This is a genomic window from Bradyrhizobium erythrophlei (assembly GCF_900129505.1).
Lineage (GTDB): Bacteria > Pseudomonadota > Alphaproteobacteria > Rhizobiales > Xanthobacteraceae > Bradyrhizobium > Bradyrhizobium erythrophlei_D.
In genome coordinates, this window is the sequence record NZ_LT670818.1 from 7347835 (window position 1) to 7370994 (window position 23160).

Below are 23160 nucleotides of genomic sequence, written 5' to 3' on the forward strand. Positions count from 1 at the left end.
TGACAAAAATTGTTGTGCAATATTGTCATACGATCTAGCCTGATATCAACCACAAAAGCTCGAACTATCGAGCATTTTCACGTCCGCAAACCGGGAGGGACCTATGGCACGGCTGGAAGGAAAGATCGCACTGATAACAGGCGCAGGTTCTGGCGTCGGCCGCGCAGCGATGCAGGTATTCTCGAAGGAAGGTGCGAAGGTCGTCGGGGTCTCGCGCACCCAGAGCGCACTCGACGAAACGTTGAAGCTGGTCGAGGCAGCCGGCGGCAAGGGCGCGGTTGTATCGGCCGACTTGGCTACCGAAGCCGGCGCGGCCAAGGCGATGAAAGCCACCCTCGATGCCTTCGGACGCATCGACATTCTCGTGAACTCCGCCGGCGTCGGCTACAGCTGGATGGAAAAGAGCGAAGGCTCGATGAACGACATTGCAACGACCTCGCTCGACAAGTGGAACGAAGTCATCGGCATTAACCTGACCAGCTGCTTCCTGATGTCGAAACTCGCCGTGCTGGAAATGAAGAAGCAGGGCGGCGGCGCGATCGTCAACGTCACCAGCATTTCGGGCTTTCAGGGCCTTGGCGCGGCACACACCTACTGCGCGGCCAAGGGCGGCTCGATCAATCTGACCCGCGCCATGTGTGTCGCCTACGCCATGGACAATATCCGCACCAACTGCATCGCGCCCGGCTTCATCGACACGCCGATGGTCGCCTCGGTGCTGAACCTGTTTGATGATCCCAATATGGCGGACCGCCTGACGCCGATGCGGCGTCCGGGGACACCGGAAGAAATGGCCTATGGCTGCCTCTATCTCGCGTCCGACGAGGCGAGCTATTGCAATGGAACCGTGCTGGTCATCGACGGTGGTACGACGGCGAGGCAGTAGGTGGAACAGATCAACGCGGGTCGGAGCGATCCGGCCTGCGTTCATCCGGCGATTTCCTCACCGATCAGGATGATCGGCTTGACGTCGGTGAAATTCGGAATGTCGGCCTGGGTGCGCGGACCGTGGGCCGCGAGCGCAGCGTTCGTCGTCTTCAAATCCGAGAAACGCAATTCGGCGACAAGCTGGAAGACCGCGCCGGGGTCGGTGACGATCGGCCGGTAGAAGGTCAGCGATTGCATGCCCATCGGCGCCAGCAGATCCCGGCACAGCGGCAGATGGCTGTTCTGGTAGTAGGCGAGGTCGAATTTCGATTCCGGATCACTGGGATAAAGCACGCTGACGACGATCATGGTCGTGTCCCCCGTTCAATCGTTGCTATGCCAGACGCTCGACCAGTGTGGCGTTGGCCATGCCGCCGGACTCGCACATCGTCTGCAACCCGTATCGTCCACCCGTCTTTTCCAGAGCACGCAGCAGGTTGCCGGTCAGCCGGACGCCGGACGCACCTACGGGATGTCCGAGCGCGATGGCGCCGCCGAACATGTTCACCCGTTCGGGATCTGGCTTCAACTCCTTCTGCCAAGCCAGCACCACAGACGCGAACGCCTCGTTGACCTCGAAGGCGTCGATGTCGCCAATGTCGATGCCGGCTCTGCCCAGCAGCTTCCTGGTTGCCGGAACGACACCCGTCAGCATCAAGATGGGATCGTCTCCCGATACGGCGAAATGCGTGAGTGCGGCGCGCGGCGTCAGGCCGAGACTGCGGGCCGTCCTTTCCTCGGCGATCAGCGCGGCGCCCGCGCCGTCGCTGACCTGGCTCGAATTTCCCGCCGTCACGCTCCAGCGAAGCTGGGGATAGCGCGTCGCCATCTCGGGGTCGTGGAACGACGCCTTCAACTCCGCGAGCTTGGCCACGTTGGTGTCGCGGCGCAGACCCTCGTCGCGAGACACCAGCCCGGCCGGCGTTTCGACCGGCGCGATATCGTGCGCCGTCAAGCCCGCATCCTCGGCCTGTGCTGCAAGCCGGTGCGAGCGTTCGGCAAACAGGTCCTGTGATTTTCGGGAGATATTCCACCGGGCCGCGATCAGCTCGGCCGAGATGCCCTGATGGACAAAACCGTCCGGATAGCGCTGCCTGAGCAATGGCCCAAGATTGTCCTTGCCGAGGCGGTTGGCGCGCATCGGTACGAGACCCATCATCTCGACACCACCGGCGATCACCAGATCATAGGCGCCGGCTATCACGCCCTGCGCGGCAAAATCCATCGCCTGCTGGGCCGAGCCACATTTGCGGTCAAGCGTCACGGCGGGAACGGATTCCGGAAAGCCAGCCGCGAGAACCGCCTGCCTTCCAATATTGGCAGCCTGCTCGCCGACCTGGATCACGCAGCCCGTGATCACGTCTTCGACCAGGGCCGGATCGATTCCCGTCCGCCTAACCAACGCCTTCAGCATATGCGCATAGAGATCGACCGGGTGGCAGGTGGCAAGCACGCCGTTCTCGCGCGCGCGTCCAAACGGCGTACGAACGAGATCGATGATAACAGCGCGGCGCATGGCTCAGACCCGATTTCGCCGGAGGGACAAATTCATCGCCGATGACTTGATCTGGACGACCGGCGCGCGCGCGGTCTGCATCAGCCGCCGCACCTGATCGAGTTCGCTGGACGACAGCAACGGATAGGTCGTGTTGACCGGACCCGCCGCCCACATGCGATCGAGATCGGCTTCAGGCACCAGCGCGCGGAGGATCAGCTCGTCGTCGTTGGTCGTACAGTAGCGCTTGCGCAATTCCTCGATGGTTGGTTGCTCCGGCGGATTGGCCAAGACCTCCTTGGCGCGCGGCGCAGACATAATCTTATCGAGCACGTTCGGATCGATCGGGGCCACCGTTTGGCCGTAAAAGCCCGCAGCATACTGGATCACTTCGTCTGGCACGATCGCATAGCGCTTGCCGGAAACGATATTGAGCACGGCCAGTGTCCCGACCAGCTGGCTGAACGGCGTTGCCATGCCGGGATAGCCGAGCTCGCGCCGGACGCGGGCAGTTTCGGTCAGGACCTCGTCGAGCTTGTCGCTCATGTTGTGCTGGGCGAGTTGCGCCTTCAGCGTGCCGGTCATCCCGCCCGGAATCTGATGCTCGATGGAGAGGATGTCGTACTCGCTATACTGGTTGACGAGGTAGCCCGCCGCCTTCCCGACCGCCTCGAAATGATCGGCAACTGGCTTCAACAAACTGATGTCGAGGTCGTGGGTATGGCCCTTCAGCTCGATGTTCTTCACCATGATCTCGGTGGAGGGAACCGAAGGACCATTGGCCATCGGGCGGCTCGCCGTATGCAAAATCGAAACGCCAAGCTCGATGGAATCAAGATAGGCCTTCGCCGACATGCCGAGGATGTTGTTGGAGTGGAACTCAATCTTCTTGCCGCGCGCATTGGCTACGATGGCCGGAACGAGCGTCGTCAGCCGCTCCTTGTCCAGCGTGCCCGCCGTATCGTAGAGTAGCAATGTATCGATGTCAGGCGAGGCCGACAGCTTGCCGGCCTTGTCGGCGTAATATTCGTCGGTGTGAACGGGCGATAGCGTGTACATGATCGCGCCAGCGACTTCCGACCCGAACTCCTTGGCGACCTTCGCAAGGCGAAGCGTCTTGTCGATGTTGAACAACACGTCATAGATCCAGAACGAACGAACGCCATGACGATTGAGTTGCCTCATCCAGACATCCATTAGCGAATCCGGGGTCACGCCGAACGTCACCGAGGCGTTGGATCGCATGCCACCGCGGATCGGCGTGCGGGGCATCGACTGCACCAGAAGATCCAGCCCTTCCCACGGGTTCTCGCGGCAATGCCGGATCAGCACTTCCATCATCGAGGAACCGGCCAGGTCGATGACACGGAAGCCGGTGCGGTCGATGATCGGAGACACCGGAAGTGCCATGCCTGCGCGCATCCGCATGCCCCACAGGCTTTGCTGGCCGTCGCGCATCGTTTCGTCGAGAAATTCAACATGGGCCATGATGGAACTCCTAAGCTTTAGCAAAGTCCGAAAGACCCTTGTCCTCGAGCCAGCGGGTGGTGATCCGGTTTTCGCGGAAATCGGTATGCGCCGCTACGAAGGAAAGCAGCGGCAGGGTTGTGTTCGGGCCTTCCAGGCGGAAATCGCGGATAGCCTTCAAAATGCGCTCGATAGCCTCGCTGCGGTCCCGACCTTTGGAGATCAGCTTGCCGATCATGGAATCGTAGAATGGGGGCACCAGATAGCCCATGCGGGCGTGGGTATCGAGCCGGATGCCCTCTCCGGAGGGCGGTTTCCAGGCTGTTATCCGGCCGGGAGCGGGCGCGAAGTTGTTGAACGGATCTTCGGCGTTGATCCGACATTCGATGGCATGGCCACGGATATGGACGTCGGCTTGCGAAAGCCCGATCCCGCGGCCCGCCGCGACGTGCAACTGCCGCGCGATCAGATCTTCCCCGGTCACTTCCTCGCTGACGGGATGCTCGACCTGGATGCGCGAATTCACTTCCATGAAATAGAAATCCTCGCGGTCGACGTCATAGAGGAACTCGACCGTTCCTGCGTTCCTATACTTTGCGAAGGACGTGATCCTGATGGCCGCCTCATGCAGTTTTGTGCGCAGACGGACGGGTATCGCCGTCGACGTCGCTTCCTCGATCAGTTTCTGATAGCGCCGTTGCACGGTGCAGTCGCGCTCGCCGAAATGAACGACCTTTCCCTCGCCGTCCCCCACGATCTGAACCTCGACATGGCGCGCACGCTCGACAAAACGCTCCATGTATAGCCGGCTGTCGCCGAACGCGCTTTCCGCCTCGCGCGATGCGCGCTCGAAGAAGCTATCGAGCTCTTCAGCCGAACGCGCCATGAACATGCCACGTCCGCCACCGCCGGCCGAAGCCTTCATGACGACGGGATAGCCGAGCTGTTCGGCTGCGTGCCTGGCGTCGCCGATTGTCGCGATATGGTCCGTACCCGGAACCGTCTGCACGCCCGCTTGCAGCGCCACGGTGCGTGCCGACAGCTTGTCGCCCAGCATATCGATGGTTTCGGGCCTTGGCCCGACGAAAACGATGCCCTCCTCCTCGCAGAGCGTAGCAAGTTTCGCCTTCTCGGAAAGAAATCCATAGCCGGGATGAAGCGCATCGCAGCCGGTCATCCTCGCGGCGTGAACGATCAGGCGTTCATCAAGATAGCTCTTGGCCGAGGGTGCCGGCCCGAGCACTACGGCGCGGTCCGCCATCTCTGCACCCATGCTGTCGCGATCGGCTTCGGATACTCCGATGACGGTCTCAAGACCAAGACGTTTGGCGGTGCGCAGGATGCGCACGGCGATCTCGCCCCTGTTCGCGATAAAGAGCCGGTTCAATGCCATGGTCAGGCCGGTTCGATATAGAACAGCGTCTGGCCGTACTCGACCATTTCGGCATCATCGACGCAGATCTCGCGAATGACGCCGGCTGTTCCCGCACGTACGGATGTGAACAGCTTCATCACCTCGATCAGGCAGATTTCCGTATCGGCCGTTACGCTCTGGCCGAGTTCGACATAGGACGCCGCGCCCGGCTTCGGCGCGCGGTAGAACGTACCGAGATTGGGCGCGTTCACCGCGACGCATCCCTCCGGTGCGCTTGACACTTCCTTGGCCGGAGCTGGTGGAGGTGCGAGATGGCCCATGCCCTGCGGGGTCGTCGCATGCGCGTGAGCAGAAGCCGCAGTATGCGCCACGGTCGGATGCTGCGGCTCCGCCTGGAGCCGGGCCTGTGGATCGGAGGACAGGAAGAGTTCGAGCCCATCGATCTCGAGATGCATCTCGTCCCAATCGGACGCTTCGAACAGCTCGATCAGTGCTTCGATATCTTCAGATTTCACGACCGCTGTCATTTTCTTCTCGTTTTCCGTCATGAATTAGCGGTCTCCGCGGCCAGCATTTCTCCGGTTGCGTTTTCGGTCTGCAAACGGATAGCGGCGATGAGGAGGGGCAGAACCGGTTCGCCAACAACGAATTCCAGTTTTTCCTGCAGCGCCGCCCGGATTCCTTCGCCACTGGCGATGGCCCCGCCCCTCGCCCCGCGATACCCGCGGATGAGACCGCACAGTCGTTTCGGATCCTCGCCGCCTTCGACTGTGTTGAGGTCGATCAAGTTTTCCGATGGCGCTTCCGATGGCCGGTGAATAACGAGCCGGCTTCTGGCTTTCGCCCATCGGGTCAGCACCGTGAGCTGTTCGTCCGACGTCTCGTCCGGAATAACCAGATCAAGCGCGCCTTCGAAGACCCGGCCGAGCGCGCCATCGACGGTAACGATCCGGCCCGAAACCAATTCAAGACTGCCCAAGCCGCAGCCGACCACGCAGGGTAGACCGAGCGCGCGACTGACGACCGCGGCGTGCGACGTCGAGCCGCCCGTCTCGGTAATGATCGCCAGGGCGGCGAGCATGCCGTGCACGTCTTCGGGACTGGTCGTCGGCCGAGCCAGAATGACGGCTTCACCGGCCTTCGCTCGCGCCTCGGCTTCGTCGGAACTGGTCACCACAATGCCGCGTCCGACGCCCGGGCACGCGCCTTCGCCACACGCGATCACCTTGGCTTTGTCCGACTGTCCGCTGGCCAGACGCGGCGCCAGAATCAGCCGTACCTGTTCGGGCGTGATGCGGTCGAGCGCGGTTTCCTCGCTGATCGCACCTTCGCGCGCCATGTCGACGGCGATGCGGACCGCAGCGGCAGGCGCCCGCTTGGCAGAACGGCTCTGCAGCAGGAAAAGCTCGCCCTTCTGCACTGTGAACTCGATATCCTGGACATCACCGTTCTCGCGTTCAAGCGTCGCTGAAGACGCCATTAGGGCTTCATAAGCCGCGGGGACACTGGCCTTCATCGTGTCCAGCGTATCGGGCGTAAACTTGCCCGAGACGATATCTTCGCCTTGCGCGCGGGCCAGATACTCGCCAAACGGTTTGCGATCGCCCGTCGACGGGTTGCGGCTGAACAGCACCCCCGTGCCGCTGCGGTCATCCAGATTGCCGAATACCATGGCCTGCACAGTCACGGCGGTTCCCAGATCGTGCGGAATGTCGTGATGCTCGCGGTACCGCCTGGCGCGGCGCGAATTCCAGGAATCGAATACGGCGCGCACTGCGGCCAGAAGACGCTCGGGAGCCGCGACAGGCAGCGGCGCGCCGGCCGCTGCGGCGACCTGCCCATTCCAGCTTTCGGCGTTGCCGTCCCTCGGGAAATCCTCGACGCCGGTCTTGAGCACGATATGCGCATAGAGATCGAAGAAGCGGCGATGGACATCGCGGGCGAAAGCGGGGTCACCGCATTCGACGGCGAGCGCCTTTTCGGTATCCGGCGTGATGCCGAGATTGAGGATCGTATCCATCATGCCGGGCATCGAGACCGGTGCACCGGAGCGCACGGAAACCAGCAAGGGCCTATCGCCCTTGCCAAAGCTCCGTTCGGTGCGCATTTCCAGATCGGCCATGCCGTCGAATATCTGGGCTTCCAACTCGGAGGAAAACGAGCCGTCGGCGAGGAACGCTTTGCAGGCTTCCGTGGTGACGACGAAAGCAGGCGGCACCGGCAGGCCAAGCGACATCATGCGTGCGACCGACCAGGCCTTGCCGCCGATCAGCGACCGGTCCGGCAACACGCTGCCGTCCAGACTGACCACCCATTGACGTCTGTTGGATCCCATGCACCGAATCCTATTCGACACGTTCGCGGCCGAGCGCACGAAGAAGGTCTTCGTGCAGCTCGAACCACACGGTGTGATAGCTGGCGATGCGGGCGTCGCTCACCCATTCGATCGCACCGTCCTCGGCCTTCTCCAGCGCCGCTGTCAGCATCTCCAAATAGATGCCAAGGCGTGGCAGGCCCGACGCCATCCGCTTCAGGATCGGTTCGGAGCGCTCATGCAGATCGCCGAGCCGGTCGATGATCTTCCCGTCAAGATCCTGGTTCGAATGGTCGTTGGGCAGCTTCTCGCCACCGACATCCATCGTCTGCCAGTCGGTGATGAGCTGCTTCAACAAGATATTGGCCTTCTCGAAATCGTCATAGGCCGCGTTCATCGCGGCGCTGGAGCGCTGCTCGGCATAGACGCGAGAATATTCCGATCGAAGCGCCACCTGCGCCGGCGCCGTCAGCATGAATTTGCCGCCGGCCCGCGCCACGCGCCCCCGACTTTCCGCCTCGGCCAGCAGCGACGCTACCCGCTCGGCATCCATGCCGACGATCTCGGCAATGTCCTTCGGCATCGCGTGCTTCTTTATGGCCAGCCCATGCAAGGCAAGATGCATATCGCTCATTTCAGGAAAATCACCTCTTCACATGTTTCTGCGCCGGTCTTCCCAGCCGAGATGACCCTGTCGCGGATGGTTCGCCGGAGAATCTTGTTGGCTGAACTCTTCGGCAGCTCGGGCCATATCTCAATGCCCTTCGGGCATTTGTAGTTGGCGAGGCTCGCCCGCGAGTGATCGAGCAGGGCGGCGGCGTCGAGGCCCGGCCGGCCTGAGACGACGGCATGGACCCGGTCGCCCCAGCGCTCGTCGGGAAGGCCGATCACCGCCGCCTCGACGACACCCGGAAAAGCCAGAAGCACATCCTCCACTTCGCCCGGATAGACATTGTAGCCACCCGAGATCAGCATGTCGTTCTTGCGATCGAGGATGTAGAAAAAGCCGTCACGGTCCATCCAGCCGATGTCGCCGGTATGCAGCCAGCCGTTGCGAAAGACCTCCGCGGTCTGCTCCGGGCGGTTCCAGTAACAGGCCATGGTCTGCGGGCCGATGCAGACAATCTCGCCCTTCTCGCCGGGCTGCAGGGGCTTGTCGTCGTCGTCGAATATCGCAACATCGACCATCGTGAAGGGCCGCCCGCATGAGCCGACGCGATCGTGATCCTCAGGCTTGAGACAGGTGATGACCATCGGGCTTTCGGCCTGACCGTAGCTCTGGGCAAAGACGCGGCCGAAGCGCCTTTCCGCGCGCTGAAGAAGACTGGGCGAAATAGGAGACGCGCCATAGGCGATGCGCCGAAAATTGAGTTTTGACTTCTCCAATTCCGGTTCTTCCATGATCATCGCGAGCATGGTCGGCACCAGGAAGGTCAGGCTCGCCTTTTCGCTCTCGGCAAGCGTAAGGAATTCGGCCGGGTTGAATTTGCCCATGATCAACGAGCGCGCGCCACGTGCGAGCGCGGGCAAAAAGAAGGCGCCGGAGGCGTGCGCGACCGGCGCGGCATGAAGGAACGTGTCGCCCTGCCCTATGTCGGGTACGAGGTCGGTGAGAAACGCCGTCAGTTCCGCCAGCTCGCCGCGCGTCGTCAGCGTCACCGCCTTCGACTTGCCGGTCGTGCCGCCGGTGTATCCGAGGCGGAGCGGCGCATCGAGCGCACGGTTGATCGCGCAGGCCTCGGTACGACCGTCGCGGATCATCGCGATGAGCGCGTCGGGGCCGATCTCGATCTCAACGCCGAGATCGGAAACGCCGCTGTGGATGACTCCGCGCGATCCACTGTCCTCGATTTTGTAGCGGTGGTTCTCGATCGTCTCGCGGGTGTTCATGGAGACGCGCACAAGGCCGGACTTGGCCAGCGCATAATAGGCCACCAGACATTCAATCGAGTTGGGCAGCAGCACACCAACACGGTCGCCGGGCACCAAACCGGCGTCGAGCAGCGCATTGCCGAGCCGGTCAGTCTCAGCGTCGAATTCGCGGAAGCTGATCGACCTTCTGCCTTCGCTCAAGCATGGCGCATCGCCGAAATGCAAGGCTGCGCGCCTGATGAGTGATCCGATTTGCATAGACTTCAATCCGTATGTCAGTGGCGCGGTCGGCGACCTGGCGGGAGCCAACCTGCCCCCCGCGCGGCAGAATCAACCGCGCAGTTTTTCGATGTCGGCCCGCTTCAGCATCGAGCCCTTACCCTTCAGCCTACGGGAATGCGTCTGGTCGACCTTGTACAGGTCGTCGGCCAACGGGGTCCCGGCGTGGTATTTGATCCAAATGTCACAGAGATAACGGTACTTCTCGGCCAGCAAAGGCGGCACAATTTCCTGGCTGAGCTTGTTATATTCGGCGAGCGTAATCGTGCCGCGCGTGGTGTTGTAGGCGTCCTTCTTTTCGGGAAGGAATGTGACGCCGGGATAGACGGGTCCGCTGGTCACCGTATAGGGCTCTCCCTTAAGTATCGAATACGGAATGCTGGTGTACATCCTGTTCGGTTTGTTCGAGTGCTGCGCCATGGTGTATTCCATGACCTGCTGGCTCGGATGCGACACGAGGCCAACCAGTTCGCCAAGCGCGTCGCGGCTGAATTCGTCGTTGAGCAGCGGACGAAAGCGTTCGGCGCGCTCGTCGATCTTCATCCAGTCATCGACATCATAGACGCCGGCGACGTGGGCCAGATCCTTGATAATGGCGAAGTAGGTGATCGCGCCGGCATCGATCATCTGATCGCGCTTCCATCCGGCGATGCGCTTCCAGAGCTGCGTCGTCGCGTCCTTGATCTTGTCGTTGAGCGATTTGAAGGTCTTGATCAGCTCTTCGCGCGAGTCCATGCCAAGCGGCATGTAGCCATCCGACAGGTTATCGGACGTATAGAGCCCGACGCCAACCAATTGCTCGGCCTTGAAACCCGGCTCCGATTCGAACGAGCCCCAGTCGTCGACCAGATAGAAATGACAATCCTTCACCGCCATTGTCACGGTGATGTTGTTGTGCGGGACACCCTTGGCTACGTCGTCGAGCCAAGGGAAATCGCTCTCGGAAAGATCCATGAAGTCGCGAATGAGCAGCTCGCGGTCGTCGGCAAGCTTGTACGGGCCTGAATTGTGCAGCGAGATCCGGCTTTCGCACGAGATCAGAAAGCCATACTGGGAAGCCGAGGCCATGAAGGCCTGGGCGGCTTGATGCAGTTCGTCGCCATACTTGCAGTCGTAGATGTCGGCATGGAAGACCTGCAGGCGGCTCTCGGGAAGGATCTGAGCACGATGGCCGAATTCCTTGTTGGTGATGTGGCCATCGTTGCGGTGCCAGGACAGCTGGAACCGCTTCCAGAAGTCCATCACATAGATGACGTCCTCGATCGCGTCCGTTGGCTTGAGTAATCCCATATTGATCAGCCATTCGCGGCCGAGCAGGTAGAAGCCAGGCAACGCCCATCCCGTCGATGGGTTCTGGATTTTCATGCCCATGTTACGAGCGCGGTCGCCGATCTCCTCGGCCAGCATGCGGCTCTCGATCTTCCGCAGCAGTGACGGATAGCGGTAGAAGGCCATCAGGTAGCTGAGCATCATGTAAGCGGGAACCGGAAATAGCTTTGATTCCTGAACAGTCCGCGTGACGCAGAGCCAATAGGTTTCGTCCGAACAGGTCTGTATCAGATTGTTGGTTTCCAGAAGCTGCGCATAACTTATGCGGTTCGGCGGCATGGTTGTTCCTCCCGAAGAAACAGAGCTTGTCGTTGGCATTGCTTCTTAGTCAGGCGCTCTCCAGGCGCCAGATGTTCGCGGTCATTTCGACGCCCTTCTGATAGGCTTCGGCGGTTTTGGCCGCGGCCGTGACCTCAATCTCCACGGTATCGCCATTGCGAATGCCGCTAATCTTGGCGTTCATCAGGCACGGCACGCCGTATTCGCGGGTTAAAATGCCCAGATGCGAGCGGGTCGAACCGCCGGCGCAGATGACGCCCTTGAAATGCTCGAGAATCGGTGCTGTCAGCGTGCCGCCGGAATCATCGATCACGGCAATGGCGTCCACCGGGACGCCTTCGGTCAGGTACTTCAGGACCTGGTCGGGTGAACGGATGTAATGTGCGATCCCGACCGCGTTCTTCGGGAATTTCGCGACGTTGTCGCCGATGCCGCGCAATTCACGTCCGTTTTTGTCGGCAGGCGCGGTCTTGGCGTCGGCATGCTCGAACGAGAACGTCTTCAGGTCGGCGTCCGAGGTGCCGGCTGCCGGCTTGTAGATATCCGGCCGTTCGAGCGGCGAAATTGCCGCCGACCAATCGAACTTGTGACCTGCAACGAGCAGCAACTTCTCGACGCTTCGCATGTCATCGGCAGTGATCAGGTCGTAGGATTTGTCGAAAACGAAGGAATCCCAATTGCCGCCGGATTTGGCAAGTTTCGAGCGGACGATGTCCTTGATCGCGCTGTGGAATGCTTCGACGGTCGGCGACGCCGCCTGATAGCCGAATTTATCGGAATCGACGTAAAGCCTTGCCACGGCCTCCTCCCTGGTTTTGCTCTTCTTCCCCGGCCGATCTTTGCAGCGGCCTTGCCATCAGACTGCAAGGGGACGCAGCCGCTGTCAACCTATGTTCATACAAAATTGTCAAACAATCCTACTTTCCTGTATCGTGCCGGGAAAAGGGGAGGAGCAGCCTCGACATGGTTCAGCTTTCAAAACACCGCGTCCTCATTATCAACGATGACGGCATCCACGCGACGGGCATCCTGTTGCTGGAAAAGATCGTCCGCCAGTTCACCGAGGATGTCTGGGTCGTTGCCCCCGACGAGGAGAAATCCGGTGCCTCGCATTCGATTTCCATGAACGTCCCGGTTCGCGTGCGCGAAATCGACAACCGGCATTTCGCGATCAAGGGCACGCCGACCGACTGCGCGCTTCTCGCAATCTACGAAATCATGAACATGCGTCCGACCATTCTTTTGTCCGGCATCAATCGCGGCGCCAATCTCGGCGAGGACATCACCTATTCGGGTACGGCCGCTGCTGCGATGGAAGGAGCTCTGCTGGGGGTACCGTCGGTCGCACTGAGCCAGGTCTTCACGCCGCTCGGCCAGGTACCTTGGGAAACAGCGGAGAAATATACACCGCTCATTCTGGAGCGCCTTCTTGCTGCGGAATGGCAGCCCAACACCTTCGTCAACGTCAATTTTCCCAACACCGCGCCCGACGCCGTTAGCGGCATTAGGGTCGTGTCGCAAGGACAGCGTCCGCCGGGCTCGTTCATTCCCGAAGGGAGAATCGACGGCCGCGGCGTGCCCTACTACTGGATCAAGCTCGCCTACAAGGATGGCGGCTTCGAGCCGGGCTCCGGTCTGGAAGCGATCCGGGACAATGCAGTTTCGGTTAGCCCAATCCAGCTCGATATGACGGCGAACGCTTTCCGCGAGCGACTCGCACGGAGTTTCACTTGACCGGTGATGAGTTTATTCGGTCAGGAGGTCGCGCAAACGAGCACGCCGGGAAGGGCTCACGCCGAGGCTTTGCAACCAGGCTTCCGTGGTACCGAACCGGGCGTCGATCTCGTCGAGCGCGGCTTCGATATATCGCGGATTGGCTGAGGTCAGCGCGTCGATAGTTGGTTTCGAGACAGCGTTCGAGAAGAGATGCCGGATGTCCCGCCGAAAATCGTTAGTCATCGCGTAGTCCTCGACAATGATTTCGCGGGGAACGCCGACAGCCAGTAGCACGGCAGCGGCCGCGAAGCCGGTGCGGTCCTTACCGCTGGTGCAATGCATGAGGAGTGGCAGGCTGTCCTTGGAGAGGATGACCTCGAAAACGCGGCGATATTCAGACGCATGGTCGTTGACGAATTTCCTGTAATGGATGAGCACCTCGCGTTCGACGTCGGCCGGGCCATACTGACCGCGATCAATCGCCGACAACATGTCGAGCGTACCTTCCGGAACGAAGCGAAGCGGGACAACATTGATCCTGTGCCCGCTCGGAAGGCGGTTGGGCTTGCGCTCGCTCTCTTCGGATAGGCGGAAGTCGCAGAGCGTGTTGATGCCAAGTTCCCGGAAACCGCAGACGTCGCTGTCAGTCAGGTCGGAGAGCGAGTCGGACCGGTAGATGGTCCGCCAGCGCATGGTGCGTCCCCCTTCTGCCGGATAGCCCCCCAGATCACGAAAATTGACAGCCCCTTCGAGTTCGATGCGGCGTCGGTTCATTTGGCTCGCCTCCTATCCGTCCTTGCCATGCAGAGATTACGCCAACCTCTGACGAGGATTGTTTTACAATTTTGTTAGGCAAGAATGTTGACGCTTCTGTTAAAACGGGATTACCTGTCGGTAAAGGACGGAGGTCGGCAGCGCCGACCCACTGCCTGAAGGAATTGCGTCGCGCAACCAAAAGGGGGTCTTCACTTGGCGCGGCACGCGTGGGCCTGGAGTGACGCAGACGGCCAGAGGCTGCACGTTGCGTGTGAAAATTAAAAAGAATTGACCAATCAAATCCAGGGAGGAAAAACATGGCTGCCAAGAAGCCTATCTTTATCGTTAGCGCGGCAGCGCTTGCGCTGTCGGCCGCCGCGAGCTTCGCGGCGGACAAACCCAAAGTCGGCATTGTCGCCGTCAATCAGAATTCGCCGACAATCAATCGTATGGTGGTGACCGCGACCGAGGCCGCCAAGGCTAAGGGCTGGACCGTTGAAGGCTTTGACGGACAGGGTGATCAGGTCGCCACTAACAACGCGGCTATGGCCTTCATTGACCGCGGCTTTAACGCCATCATCAATATTGCTTCGCCGAACCCGCAGATGACGGCTGTCATCAATCGTGCTAAGGAAAAGAATATCCCGTTCGTATCGACATTCTCCGGACTCGCGCCGAACATCACGGCCGATATCGGCTCGAACAACACGGCCGACGGCGTGATTTCCGCAACCGAGCTCGTTGGCCGCCTGGGTGGAAAGGGTCACATCGTCAAGCTTAACTGGAACGTGCTTCCGGCCCTGCGAGAACGCGACCATGGCTTCAAGGCTGTCGTCGCGGACTATCCAGAGATCAAGGTCACCGACATCGAGGTCAAGGTTCCCGGCCAGGTCGACGATGCCTATAACCGCGTCACCAATCTTCTTCTGTCCGATCCGGATATCAACGCGATCTGGACAGGCTGGGACGAACTGGTAGCGCCGTCCGTTCGCGCCATCGAACAGGCCGGCAAGCAGAACAGCATCATCGTGGTCAGTCAGGACGGCATCCCGGAAGTGTTCGACCTGATCGCCAGCGGCAGCCCGGCCAAGCTGACCGTTGCCTATGACGTGGATCGCATGGGCACCACGGCCGTCGACGTGACGGCCGCGGCTCTCGATGGCAAAATGCCTGCATCCAAACTCGTCACGCTGGCCCCGTGTCTCGTCACCAAGGACACCGCACCGGCCAAGGGCGGCAAGCCGAAATTCGGCTCTTGCGTCCTCTTCTCTGGCGAAGCTCTCGCCGCGAAGAAGTAGTGTCCTGCTGAAGATATCCCTCGGGTTCCGGGCCTACCCCGGAACCCTTTCGGGCATCTAATGAAACGATCGTAACGGCATGGCCCTCAGCGAAACCCTTACTTCCAGCCCGGGACCGGCTTACGATTTGGCCGTGCCGGTGCTCGAAGTGCGCGGTCTGACCAAGGAGTTTCCCGGGACGCGCGCGCTCGATGGCGTCAGTCTCGACGTCAGGCATGGCGAGATCCATGCCCTCCTGGGCGAAAACGGCGCCGGCAAATCAACACTGATCAAATGCGTCGTTGGCGCGCAACGTCCGACCGCCGGCGACATCCTCGTCGATGGCAAAGCCGTGGAATTTTCGGGCCCGCATGAAGCAGTCGCGGCCGGGATCGCGGTCGTCCACCAGCATTCCAACCTTATTGCCAGCCTAACGATAGAGGAAAACATCTGGCTTGGCGAACCCCTGCCCCGCATCGCCGGCATACTGGTCGACTGGCGCGCGGTCCGGACACGGGCGGTTGAGGTCATGAAATATGTCGGTCTCGACATTCCGCCTGACGCGTCAGTGGGTGAACTGCGCCCCGATCAGCGCGCGATGATCTCGATCGCCAAGGCTATTGCGAGCAAGGCAAGGCTTATCATCCTCGACGAGCCAACGACGGCGCTACTGCCCCACGAAGTGGACATGCTTTTCGGCCAGATGCGCCGGCTGTCGCGCGAAGGCCACGCCTTTCTTTACGTCAGTCACCGGCTAACCGAAGTCTTCGATATTGCCGATCGCGCCACCGTGCTGCGTGACGGGCGCAACGCCGGCACCTTCGAGCGCGCCACGATGGATCGTCACGCCGTGATCTCCGCGATCGTTGGTTCGCAAAAATCGCTGCGCAAGGGCCGCCCGGCCGCAGTGACTACGGAACGTGTCGTCGTGACCGTCGATGGCCTTAGCGGCTCACGAGTTGACAAGGTCGGGTTCGACTTGCGGCAGGGAGAAATTCTCGGCATTGCCGGCCTTCCGGGAAGCGGGGCGGACGAAACCATCGATCTTCTGTTCGGACGCACCCATCGCAGTGGCGGCACAATCAGCGTCGACGGCCAGCCGATTCGTCTGCGCCACCCCAAGGATGCAATCGCGGCCGGCATTGTGCTTGTGCCCAAGGACCGGCTCGCCGAGGCGATCATTCACGGCTACTCGGTGCGCGAGAATATTTCACTTCCTTCGCTCGCTAATTATATCCGGGACCCGATCCTGCGCTTCATCAATCGCGGCGCCGAGGATCGTGCCGCCATGGATGTCGTCGAGCGTATGCGCGTGCGCGCACGCTCTATCGAAACACCTATTGAATCGCTCTCAGGCGGCAACCAGCAAAAGGCGGTCCTCGGCCGCTGGTTGACCACCGGCGCCAGGATCTTCCTGCTGAATTCGCCGACCGCGGCGGTGGATGTTGGCGCGAAGGCCGAAATCTACGAACTAATCCGCACGCTCGCGTCAGAAGGAGCCGCCATCATCTTCACTTCGGCCGAGGTCGAGGAATTCCCGGCGCTGTGCGAGCGCGTTCTAATCTTTTCGGGCGGCATGATAGCTGGTGAGTTGACCGGAGACAGCGTCACGGAAGCCAACATCATGACAATTGCGGTAGGAGGGACCATTGGTGGCCACCGGGATTGACGTCAGGGGAGGAGTTCGAACCGCCCGCTTCGACATAATCGCATTCCTTGCGCGCTACGGGACGATACTTTCCCTGGTCCTGCTTCTGGCGATCTTCAGCTTCGCCCGTCCGGACGTGTTTCCGAGTGTGCGCAATTTGCTCAATATCCTCAACCAAGTCTCTATCCTTGGCATCATTGCGATCGGTTTGACCGTTTGCCTCGTCATTGGCCAGTTCGATCTATCCATCGGCGCGCTGGCCACCTTCGGCGGCTATTTCGCTACCCGCATGCTGATGGAAACCGGGATCGATACTGGGTACGCCGTCTCTCTCGTCTGCTGCCTTGTGCTGATCCTAGCGATGCTGATCGGCGTCCTGAACGGCGCGCTGGTGTCCTATCTCGGCATATCGGCGATCGTCGAGACGCTGGCGATGGGCTTCATTGTTAACGGCGTTATTCTCGGCATCTCCGGCTCACGCACCATCTCGCCCTCTGAAATCCCCGCTGCCTTCAAGGTCATCGGCCAAGGCACGATTTTCGGGGTTCCCAATCCTGTGCTCGTCATGATCGCAACCGGGGTCATCCTCTGGCTGTTCCTCGAACATACCCAACCCGGCCGGAACATGTATGCGATCGGCGGCAACAAGGAGGCAGCGAGGCTCTCAGGCATCCCGGTCAAGCGCTATGCACTAGTCGCGATGGGCATCTGCGCGGCCTGTGCTGCGCTGGGCGGTATGGTCGCGGCCGCAAATCTTGGCGCCGGCCGGCCGCAAGGTGTCGGTGAAACCTATTTGCTCAACGCCTTCGTTGCGGTCTTCATCGGCGCATCGACGCTTCGGCCAGGCAGATTCCATGTTATCGGCACCGCGATCGGCGTTCTCCTGATTGGCGTCATCAACAACGGCCTGTCGACACTGGGCGTCCAGACCTATTGGCAATATATCGTTCAGGGCGTGCTGCTCATCCTCGCACTGATCAGCGCCAGCATGGTGACGCTGCAGCGGCGCTGAGGAGACGCGCACCCCGGCCAGACGGCAAGCCTGTAGCGAGACCGATAGCCACAGCAGGAAACGGTTAGAGAAGGACCATGACCAGCAAGCGCGTCCGCGTGCTCTTGTTGCGCCAGCCGTGCGAAACGTCGGGGGCGAAGGTTATCGTATCGCCGCTGGCATAGGTTATGTCCGGCTGGCCTTCGACCAGTATCGCGCCCTCGCCTTCCACTATGTAGCAGACGGAACGCTCGGGCTGCGAATGCATCGCGATGAAGCCATTCGCTTCGATATCGACGAAGAGGACCTGCGCTTTTTCGTCTGTGATGTCGGCCGCCAGCCGCACGCCCTTGTTGGCAGCACCGTTGATTTCATCGAGGTCCTGCCAGGCAGGATCGGTGCGCGACAGGCCTTGATTGGTGACGAAGACAGCCATGGCGGCACCAACTCTCAGTACTGGTGGAGAATACGGAACGTTTCCGGGTAGAGATCATCCATGGTCCCGTGCATCACTTGCGACACGCTGAGAGGCGCCAACCGCGTGACCGGATCGTCAGACTTGTCGTCGAAAACGAACGTGCCAGGACCGGCCTGGAAATCGAGATTCTCGAACAGGGACGTCGTGGTGATGAGGCGGCCGACATCGCGGCTGCCACCGTCCAGGCTGGGGATCTCCTTGTAGAGGATGATAGGAAGGAAATCCATTTGCTTAATCTTGTCGCCGGCGACGGTTGCGGTCACCTTGATAAGGTGGCGTCCGTTGCGAAACAGGCTGGCCCGTACCCGGCCTTGCACTTCGTCGATGGTGACGTGCCCGAACCGGGCCGGCCAACCCTGTACTTCGCGATAGCAGGTCAGACTCTCTTCCGTGCTGGTGTAGAGATAGGGGACATACTGCCCCACGAAATCACCGTATTTCACCGGAATGCACGGCATCGCGAAACTGTGCGCTCCGATATTGGGGACATCGGGACAGATAAAGAGGCACCAGACGACGAGATTGCCGTCCAGCGGCTCTAACTCGCGCGGCAAGACCTCGCGAATGGCGTCGGCTGCAGCGTCCGCCACCACGATCACGCAGCGGTTGTCGCGATATTGGTACGGGCCGGGGTGATAGAGCGGCGCGAAGGCCGGAACGCCAGCCGGCGGCTTCTTCGAAAGGTCGAGCTTACCAGCGCGCTCGCTGATCGGATGCGTCATGGTCCCCTCCACTATACAATTTTGTCTTATTGTATTGTCCTACAAATTATACTTACAGTCCCTTGTCAAGCTCGTTTGGCACGCTGAGGTCGCGCACCTTGCCGAAATACATCAGTTCCCAGATGGCAAAATCGTCGAAACGCTCCGCTTCCGCGCGGACCGCGAGCCGAACAAGCAGCTTGCGTTCGGCTATGGCGCGGATCTTTGCCTGGGCCAGCACCTCGCCAAGATGGAGATGCGCATCCTGTACGAGGAACTCCTCCGCGGCTGAAATCGGTCGAACTCGCCGGCAAGCCGACGATGTCGGAGGCCCTGTTCGCCAACGGGCCGAAGAGCTTGCCGATCCGGTTCGAATTCTCCTAGGCTCGGCACGCGTTTCGAACCCAAGCCGAAGGTGCTTCGGCCGGCCTTTCACGACAGCGCATCCACGCCTGGGTCGAGACCCAGCGCTGGTCGCCGGAACTTCAACCGGCCAATGAAGAAGGCCGCCAAAAGGGGCGGGAGGAAATGCGGCGATGAATTTTCTGGCCCCGGATCCGCTCCAGATCGACCCGGAGTGGATGACGTGTGCGCTGCGCGGAGCTGGCGCCATACGCGGGACCAAGGTTGTGGACATGACCTGCAAGCCGGTAGGCAACGGACTTGTTGGGGACAGCTATCGTTTCGGCCTCGCCTATGAAGAGGTCGAGCCCGACGCGCCGGCCAGCGTAATCGGTAAGTTTCCGGCGGCCGATCCAGACAGCCGCCGTTCGGGTTCTGCACACCTGCTCTATCTGCGCGAGGTGTGTTTCTATCGCGAGCTTGCCCACACCCTCGCCATCCATACGCCCCGCCCCTTCGTCGCCGAGATCGATCCTGAAACCGACGACTTCGTCTTGATCCTGGAGGACCTGGCGCCGTTCCGGCAGGTGGATCAGCTCGCCGGCTGTTCCCTCGAAGACGCCAGGACCGTGCTGGCGGAGGCTGCGGCGTTGCACGCATCCCGCTGGGGCGACCCGGCGTTGCAATCCCTGGACTGGCTGGCGGTCCGCCCCGCTCGCGCCTCGGCCACGGTGAATGAGACGCTGCCTCCCATCATCCGTCTCTTCAAAGACCGCTACCGGGACGCGCTCGAACCGGAACTTCTTGCGCTCGTGGAAAAGCTTCCCGAAGTGCTGGCGCGCAGCCGAGAGGACCAATCGTCACCGCGCACGGTTCAGCATGCCGACTTCCGGCTCGACAATCTGCTCTTCGACGTCAAGGGCGGAGCGCGGCCGATGGCGACGCTCGATTGGCAGACCGTGAGAATCGGACCGGGTGCCACGGACGTGGCCTATTTTCTGTCCGCGGGCCTCGATCCGTCCGAGCGGCGTCAGCACGAAGCCGATCTGGTGCGTTTCTATCACGCCGAGCTGACCAGGCGCGGCGTGCGGAACTATGATTGGAACCATTGCTGGCATGACTATCGGCGTCAGACCTTTCACGGGATCCTGATGGGCGTGTTCTCCGCCCTCAGCGTCGCGCGTACCGAACGGGGCGATGCGCTGTTTCTGAAAATGACGCGAGGCGCCTGCGAACAGGCGCTCGACCACCGAAGCTTTGACCTCTGGCAGGTATGACCGGGAAACGCCCATGCAGAGACCGGCAGCCGTCGCGCGAATTTGGGCCTGCCCTTGGCTGCCCGGAACTACGCAACTTAACCACCGTCGCAGGAAGGCCCCATGCTCAACAAGCTAGACGACTTCCCCATCCACCAGACGCCGGAGCCGATTGCTGTTCCAGTGACCAGCGACCGCAATGTCTACGATCGGACATGGTTCAATGGCTACGCCAGCGACGGCTCCTATTATTTCGGCATCGGGATGGCAATCTATCCGCATCGCGGGATCCTGGACTGCGCCTTCAGCGTCGTGCAGCCGGGCGGGCGCCAGTATTGCTTCTACGGCTCGCGCCGTGCTCCGATAGAGCGCACGGACATGCAAGTCGGCCCCTTCCGCCTGCACGTGGTCGAGCCCATGCGCCGAGCCCGGGTAGTGCTGGTGGACAACGCCAGCGGCGTCTCCTGCGACCTGACCTTCTCGGCCCGCTCGGCGGCGATCCAGGAAGCCCGCCAGACCCTATGGTCGGGCGCGCGGCGCGTGATGGACGCCACCCGCTTCGACCAGTTCGGCCGCTGGAGCGGCGTGGTGCGCCATCCGGACGGGGAGATCCATGTCGACGAAGCTGTCTGCCACGGGACCAAGGACCGCTCCTGGGGCGTGCGCAACGTCGGCGAGCGCGAGGTCGCCGGCGCGCCGACTGCATCCCCGAGCGTATTCTTCCTCTGGGCGCCGCTGGTGTGGGACGACCACATTTCCCACGCCATCTTCTTCGACGGTCCGCGCGGTGAGGCCTTGATCAGGGAAGCCATTGTTGCACCGCTCTACCCGACGGAAGCCGCCGTGCCCGGCGTTGAAGACGGAAAGGACCAGCGCATGGCAACCGCACGTCATCGGGTGAAGTATGTTGCCAGCACGCGGCTGGCGCGGTCCGCCGAGATCGACCTGATTGATCACGACGGCAAGACGCGCACGATCGCCCTCGAACCAATCCTGAAATTCCAGATGAAGGGCCTCGGCTACGGCCATCCCCAATGGGGACAGGGCATGTGGAAGGGCGAGTTGGAAATCGGTGGGGAGTCATTCGATCCGCAACAGCTGGATCCCCTCGCGCGGGAGCATCTTCACGTCCAGCAGGTTGTCCGCGCCAGCGATGGAGAGCGCACCGGCGTCGGCGTGCTGGAGCAGATTTGTCTCGGTCCCTATGAACCATCCGGGTTCGTTGGCCTCTCCGACGGGGCAAAAGGTTAGCCGATTGGTCGCATCCACGCGGCTCCGGAGGGCTCTACCGAAGGTTGGGTTTGGGCCAGCAGCGACTGCGTCAATCCGACGACCAATCTCAGCAAACCATGCGAAACGTTACATCGAGCGAAAGCTCTTGTTCGTCTCAAGAATTTCCAGCGTCGATTTGCCCGCCTCTGCCTTTTAATTCGAGTACTTCCGCAGCTCCAGCCGGGCAATCTGGTTGCGATGAACTTCGTCCGGTCCATCGGCGAGGCGCAATAGGCGAGCGGTAGCGTAGGCCGCAGCCAATCCGAAGTCGTTACTGGTTCCCCCGCCGCCATGCGCCTGTATCGCCCAGTCGATGACCTGGCAGGCCATGTTGGGCACGGCTACCTTGATCATCGCAATCTCGGCCTTTGCCACCTTGTTTCCGACCGTGTCCATGGCATGGGCAGCATTGAGCGTCAGCAAGCGGGCCTGCTCGATCATGATCCGCGCTTCCGCGATCCGCTCCTGCGTTACCGTCTGTTCGGACACGCGCTTGCCGAAAGCGATGCGGCTCGATGCGCGACGGCACATCCTTTCCAGCGTACGCTCGGAAAGCCCGATCAGTCGCATGCAATGATGGATACGGCCCGGCCCAAGGCGACCCTGTGCGATCTCGAACCCACGCCCTTCCCCGAGCAGAATGTTGCTTACCGGCACGCGGACATTCTCGAACAGGACCTCTGAGGCGCGATCAGGCACGCCATAGAATCCGAAAACGGGAATCGGTCGCAGGACCTGAACGCCCGGCGTGTCCATCGGCACCAAAACCATCGATTGCTGGCGATGCCTGTCCGCGTTGTCAGGATCAGTCTTGCCCATGAAGACGCAAATCTTGCAGCGCGGATCGGTCGCGTTGGTCGTATACCATTTACGGCCATTGATAACGTAGTGATCGCGGTCGCGCACGATCGAGCTCTCGATGTTGGTGGCGTCGCTCGATGCTACCGCCGGCTCGGTCATTGCAAAACAGGAGCGGATTTCACCCGCCAGCAGCGGCTTCAGCCAACGATCCTGATGTTCCTTGGTACCGTAGCGCGCGAGCACTTCCATGTTGCCAGTGTCAGGCGCCGAGCAATTGAAGAGTTCGGGCGCGAGATGCGAGCGCCCCATGATTTCACAGAGCGGCGCATATTCGAAATTCGTCAGGCCGGCGCCGTGGTCGCTTTCCGGAAGGAACAGATTCCAAAGTCCCTCAGCCCTGGCCTTGGGCTTCAGTTCTTCGACAACCGGATAGACCTTCCAGGGGCCAAGTTCCTCGGCCTCCTTGTAAAAGCGCTCTTCATTCGGGTAGACGTGCCGGTCCATGAACGACACGACCCGCCGTTTGAGCGCGACGACTTTTTCTGACTCTGGATAAAGCATTTTTCTCCTTCCAAATCCGTAGAC

At 61.0% G+C, this 23160-nt stretch carries 22 protein-coding genes; 8 read left to right on the plus strand and 14 right to left on the minus strand.

Annotation, left to right across the window (positions count from 1 at the left end; translation table 11 throughout):
* Positions 1-103 precede the first annotated feature (103 nt).
* Entirely contained in the window at positions 104-886 is a 783-nt protein-coding gene (locus B5525_RS34465) for an SDR family NAD(P)-dependent oxidoreductase (protein ID WP_079570298.1), read from the plus strand.
* 41 nt (positions 887-927) lie between these two features.
* Here the strand turns inward: B5525_RS34465 and B5525_RS34470 are convergent, their stop codons facing one another.
* From B5525_RS34470 to B5525_RS34515, 10 genes are all read right to left on the minus strand, one after another.
* The gene (locus B5525_RS34470) at positions 928-1236 is read right to left on the minus strand and encodes an EthD family reductase (RefSeq protein ID WP_079570300.1); all 309 of its coding nucleotides are present in this window, start codon (positions 1234-1236) and stop codon (positions 928-930) included.
* 25 nt (positions 1237-1261) lie between these two features.
* Positions 1262-2443, minus strand: a complete 1182-nt coding sequence (locus tag B5525_RS34475; protein ID WP_079570301.1) for a thiolase family protein — start codon at positions 2441-2443, stop codon at positions 1262-1264.
* Between the two features lie 3 nt (positions 2444-2446).
* On the minus strand, positions 2447-3910 hold the full coding sequence (locus B5525_RS34480) for a pyruvate carboxylase (protein WP_079570303.1): 1464 nt from the start codon (positions 3908-3910) through the stop codon (positions 2447-2449).
* 10 nt (positions 3911-3920) lie between these two features.
* On the minus strand, positions 3921-5282 hold the full coding sequence (locus B5525_RS34485) for an acetyl-CoA carboxylase biotin carboxylase subunit (protein ID WP_079570304.1): 1362 nt from the start codon (positions 5280-5282) through the stop codon (positions 3921-3923).
* Positions 5283-5284: 2 nt separating this feature from the next.
* The gene (locus B5525_RS34490; RefSeq protein WP_172900033.1) at positions 5285-5791 is read right to left on the minus strand and encodes an acetyl-CoA carboxylase biotin carboxyl carrier protein; all 507 of its coding nucleotides are present in this window, start codon (positions 5789-5791) and stop codon (positions 5285-5287) included.
* Between the two features lie 17 nt (positions 5792-5808).
* The gene (locus B5525_RS34495; protein ID WP_079570307.1) at positions 5809-7599 is read right to left on the minus strand and encodes a pyruvate, phosphate dikinase; all 1791 of its coding nucleotides are present in this window, start codon (positions 7597-7599) and stop codon (positions 5809-5811) included.
* A 10-nt stretch (positions 7600-7609) separates the two neighbouring features.
* Positions 7610-8212, minus strand: a complete 603-nt coding sequence (locus B5525_RS34500) for a hypothetical protein (RefSeq protein WP_079570309.1) — start codon at positions 8210-8212, stop codon at positions 7610-7612.
* Positions 8209-9651 (minus strand): AMP-binding protein, encoded by a 1443-nt coding sequence (locus B5525_RS34505; protein WP_197687869.1) that lies wholly within the window; start codon positions 9649-9651, stop codon positions 8209-8211. The genes B5525_RS34500 and B5525_RS34505 overlap by 4 nt, the downstream gene beginning before the upstream one ends.
* Before the next feature lie 129 nt (positions 9652-9780).
* Positions 9781-11337, minus strand: coding sequence for a hypothetical protein (locus tag B5525_RS34510; protein WP_079570312.1), 1557 nt, complete (start codon positions 11335-11337; stop codon positions 9781-9783).
* 49 nt (positions 11338-11386) lie between these two features.
* Positions 11387-12136 carry a PEP-utilizing enzyme gene (locus tag B5525_RS34515; RefSeq protein WP_079570313.1) on the minus strand — a complete coding sequence of 250 codons (750 nt, stop codon included), beginning with the start codon at positions 12134-12136 and terminating at the stop codon, positions 11387-11389.
* Positions 12137-12300: 164 nt separating this feature from the next.
* Between B5525_RS34515 and surE the strand changes: the two genes are divergently transcribed.
* Positions 12301-13071 carry a 5'/3'-nucleotidase SurE gene (surE, locus tag B5525_RS34520; protein WP_079570315.1) on the plus strand — a complete coding sequence of 257 codons (771 nt, stop codon included), beginning with the start codon at positions 12301-12303 and terminating at the stop codon, positions 13069-13071.
* Between the two features lie 12 nt (positions 13072-13083).
* On the opposite strand, the gene B5525_RS34525 is transcribed toward surE, so the two are convergent.
* Complete coding sequence (locus B5525_RS34525; protein ID WP_079570316.1) at positions 13084-13827, minus strand: tyrosine-protein phosphatase; 744 nt, start codon at positions 13825-13827, stop codon at positions 13084-13086.
* 299 nt (positions 13828-14126) lie between these two features.
* Here B5525_RS34525 and B5525_RS34530 point away from each other — a divergent pair, with 299 nt between their 5' ends.
* The 3 genes from B5525_RS34530 to B5525_RS34540 all read left to right on the plus strand — a co-directional run bounded on the left by B5525_RS34530 (position 14127) and on the right by B5525_RS34540 (position 17746).
* The gene (locus tag B5525_RS34530) at positions 14127-15107 is read left to right on the plus strand and encodes a sugar ABC transporter substrate-binding protein (RefSeq protein ID WP_079570318.1); all 981 of its coding nucleotides are present in this window, start codon (positions 14127-14129) and stop codon (positions 15105-15107) included.
* 79 nt (positions 15108-15186) lie between these two features.
* Positions 15187-16755 carry a sugar ABC transporter ATP-binding protein gene (locus B5525_RS34535; RefSeq protein ID WP_079570319.1) on the plus strand — a complete coding sequence of 523 codons (1569 nt, stop codon included), beginning with the start codon at positions 15187-15189 and terminating at the stop codon, positions 16753-16755.
* A complete protein-coding gene (locus B5525_RS34540) occupies positions 16739-17746 on the plus strand; it encodes an ABC transporter permease (RefSeq protein ID WP_172900034.1) in 1008 nt (335 codons plus the stop codon). Before B5525_RS34535 ends, B5525_RS34540 begins: the two co-directional genes overlap by 17 nt.
* Positions 17747-17810: 64 nt before the next feature.
* Here B5525_RS34540 and B5525_RS34545 read toward each other — a convergent pair whose 3' ends face one another.
* Together B5525_RS34545 and B5525_RS34550 are read right to left on the minus strand one after the other, a co-directional pair.
* On the minus strand, positions 17811-18161 hold the full coding sequence (locus tag B5525_RS34545) for a cupin domain-containing protein (protein ID WP_079570322.1): 351 nt from the start codon (positions 18159-18161) through the stop codon (positions 17811-17813).
* Positions 18162-18175: 14 nt separating this feature from the next.
* Positions 18176-18925: an acetoacetate decarboxylase family protein gene (locus B5525_RS34550; RefSeq protein WP_079570324.1), complete on the minus strand. Its 750-nt coding sequence runs from the start codon at positions 18923-18925 to the stop codon at positions 18176-18178.
* Here B5525_RS34550 and B5525_RS48035 point away from each other — a divergent pair.
* The 3 genes from B5525_RS48035 (at position 18924) to B5525_RS34560 (ending at position 21753) form a co-directional block, all read left to right on the plus strand.
* A complete protein-coding gene (locus tag B5525_RS48035) occupies positions 18924-19196 on the plus strand; it encodes a cytochrome P450 (RefSeq protein WP_425305230.1) in 273 nt (90 codons plus the stop codon). The two genes, B5525_RS34550 and B5525_RS48035, sit on opposite strands and share 2 nt — an antisense overlap.
* A 244-nt stretch (positions 19197-19440) precedes the next feature.
* Complete coding sequence (locus B5525_RS34555) at positions 19441-20523, plus strand: phosphotransferase (RefSeq protein ID WP_079570326.1); 1083 nt, start codon at positions 19441-19443, stop codon at positions 20521-20523.
* Between the two features lie 102 nt (positions 20524-20625).
* Complete coding sequence (locus B5525_RS34560) at positions 20626-21753, plus strand: hypothetical protein (protein ID WP_079570327.1); 1128 nt, start codon at positions 20626-20628, stop codon at positions 21751-21753.
* Positions 21754-21927: 174 nt separating this feature from the next.
* On the opposite strand, the gene B5525_RS34565 is transcribed toward B5525_RS34560, so the two are convergent.
* Positions 21928-23136 carry an acyl-CoA dehydrogenase family protein gene (locus B5525_RS34565; protein WP_079570329.1) on the minus strand — a complete coding sequence of 403 codons (1209 nt, stop codon included), beginning with the start codon at positions 23134-23136 and terminating at the stop codon, positions 21928-21930.
* Between the last annotated feature and the right edge of the window lie 24 nt (positions 23137-23160).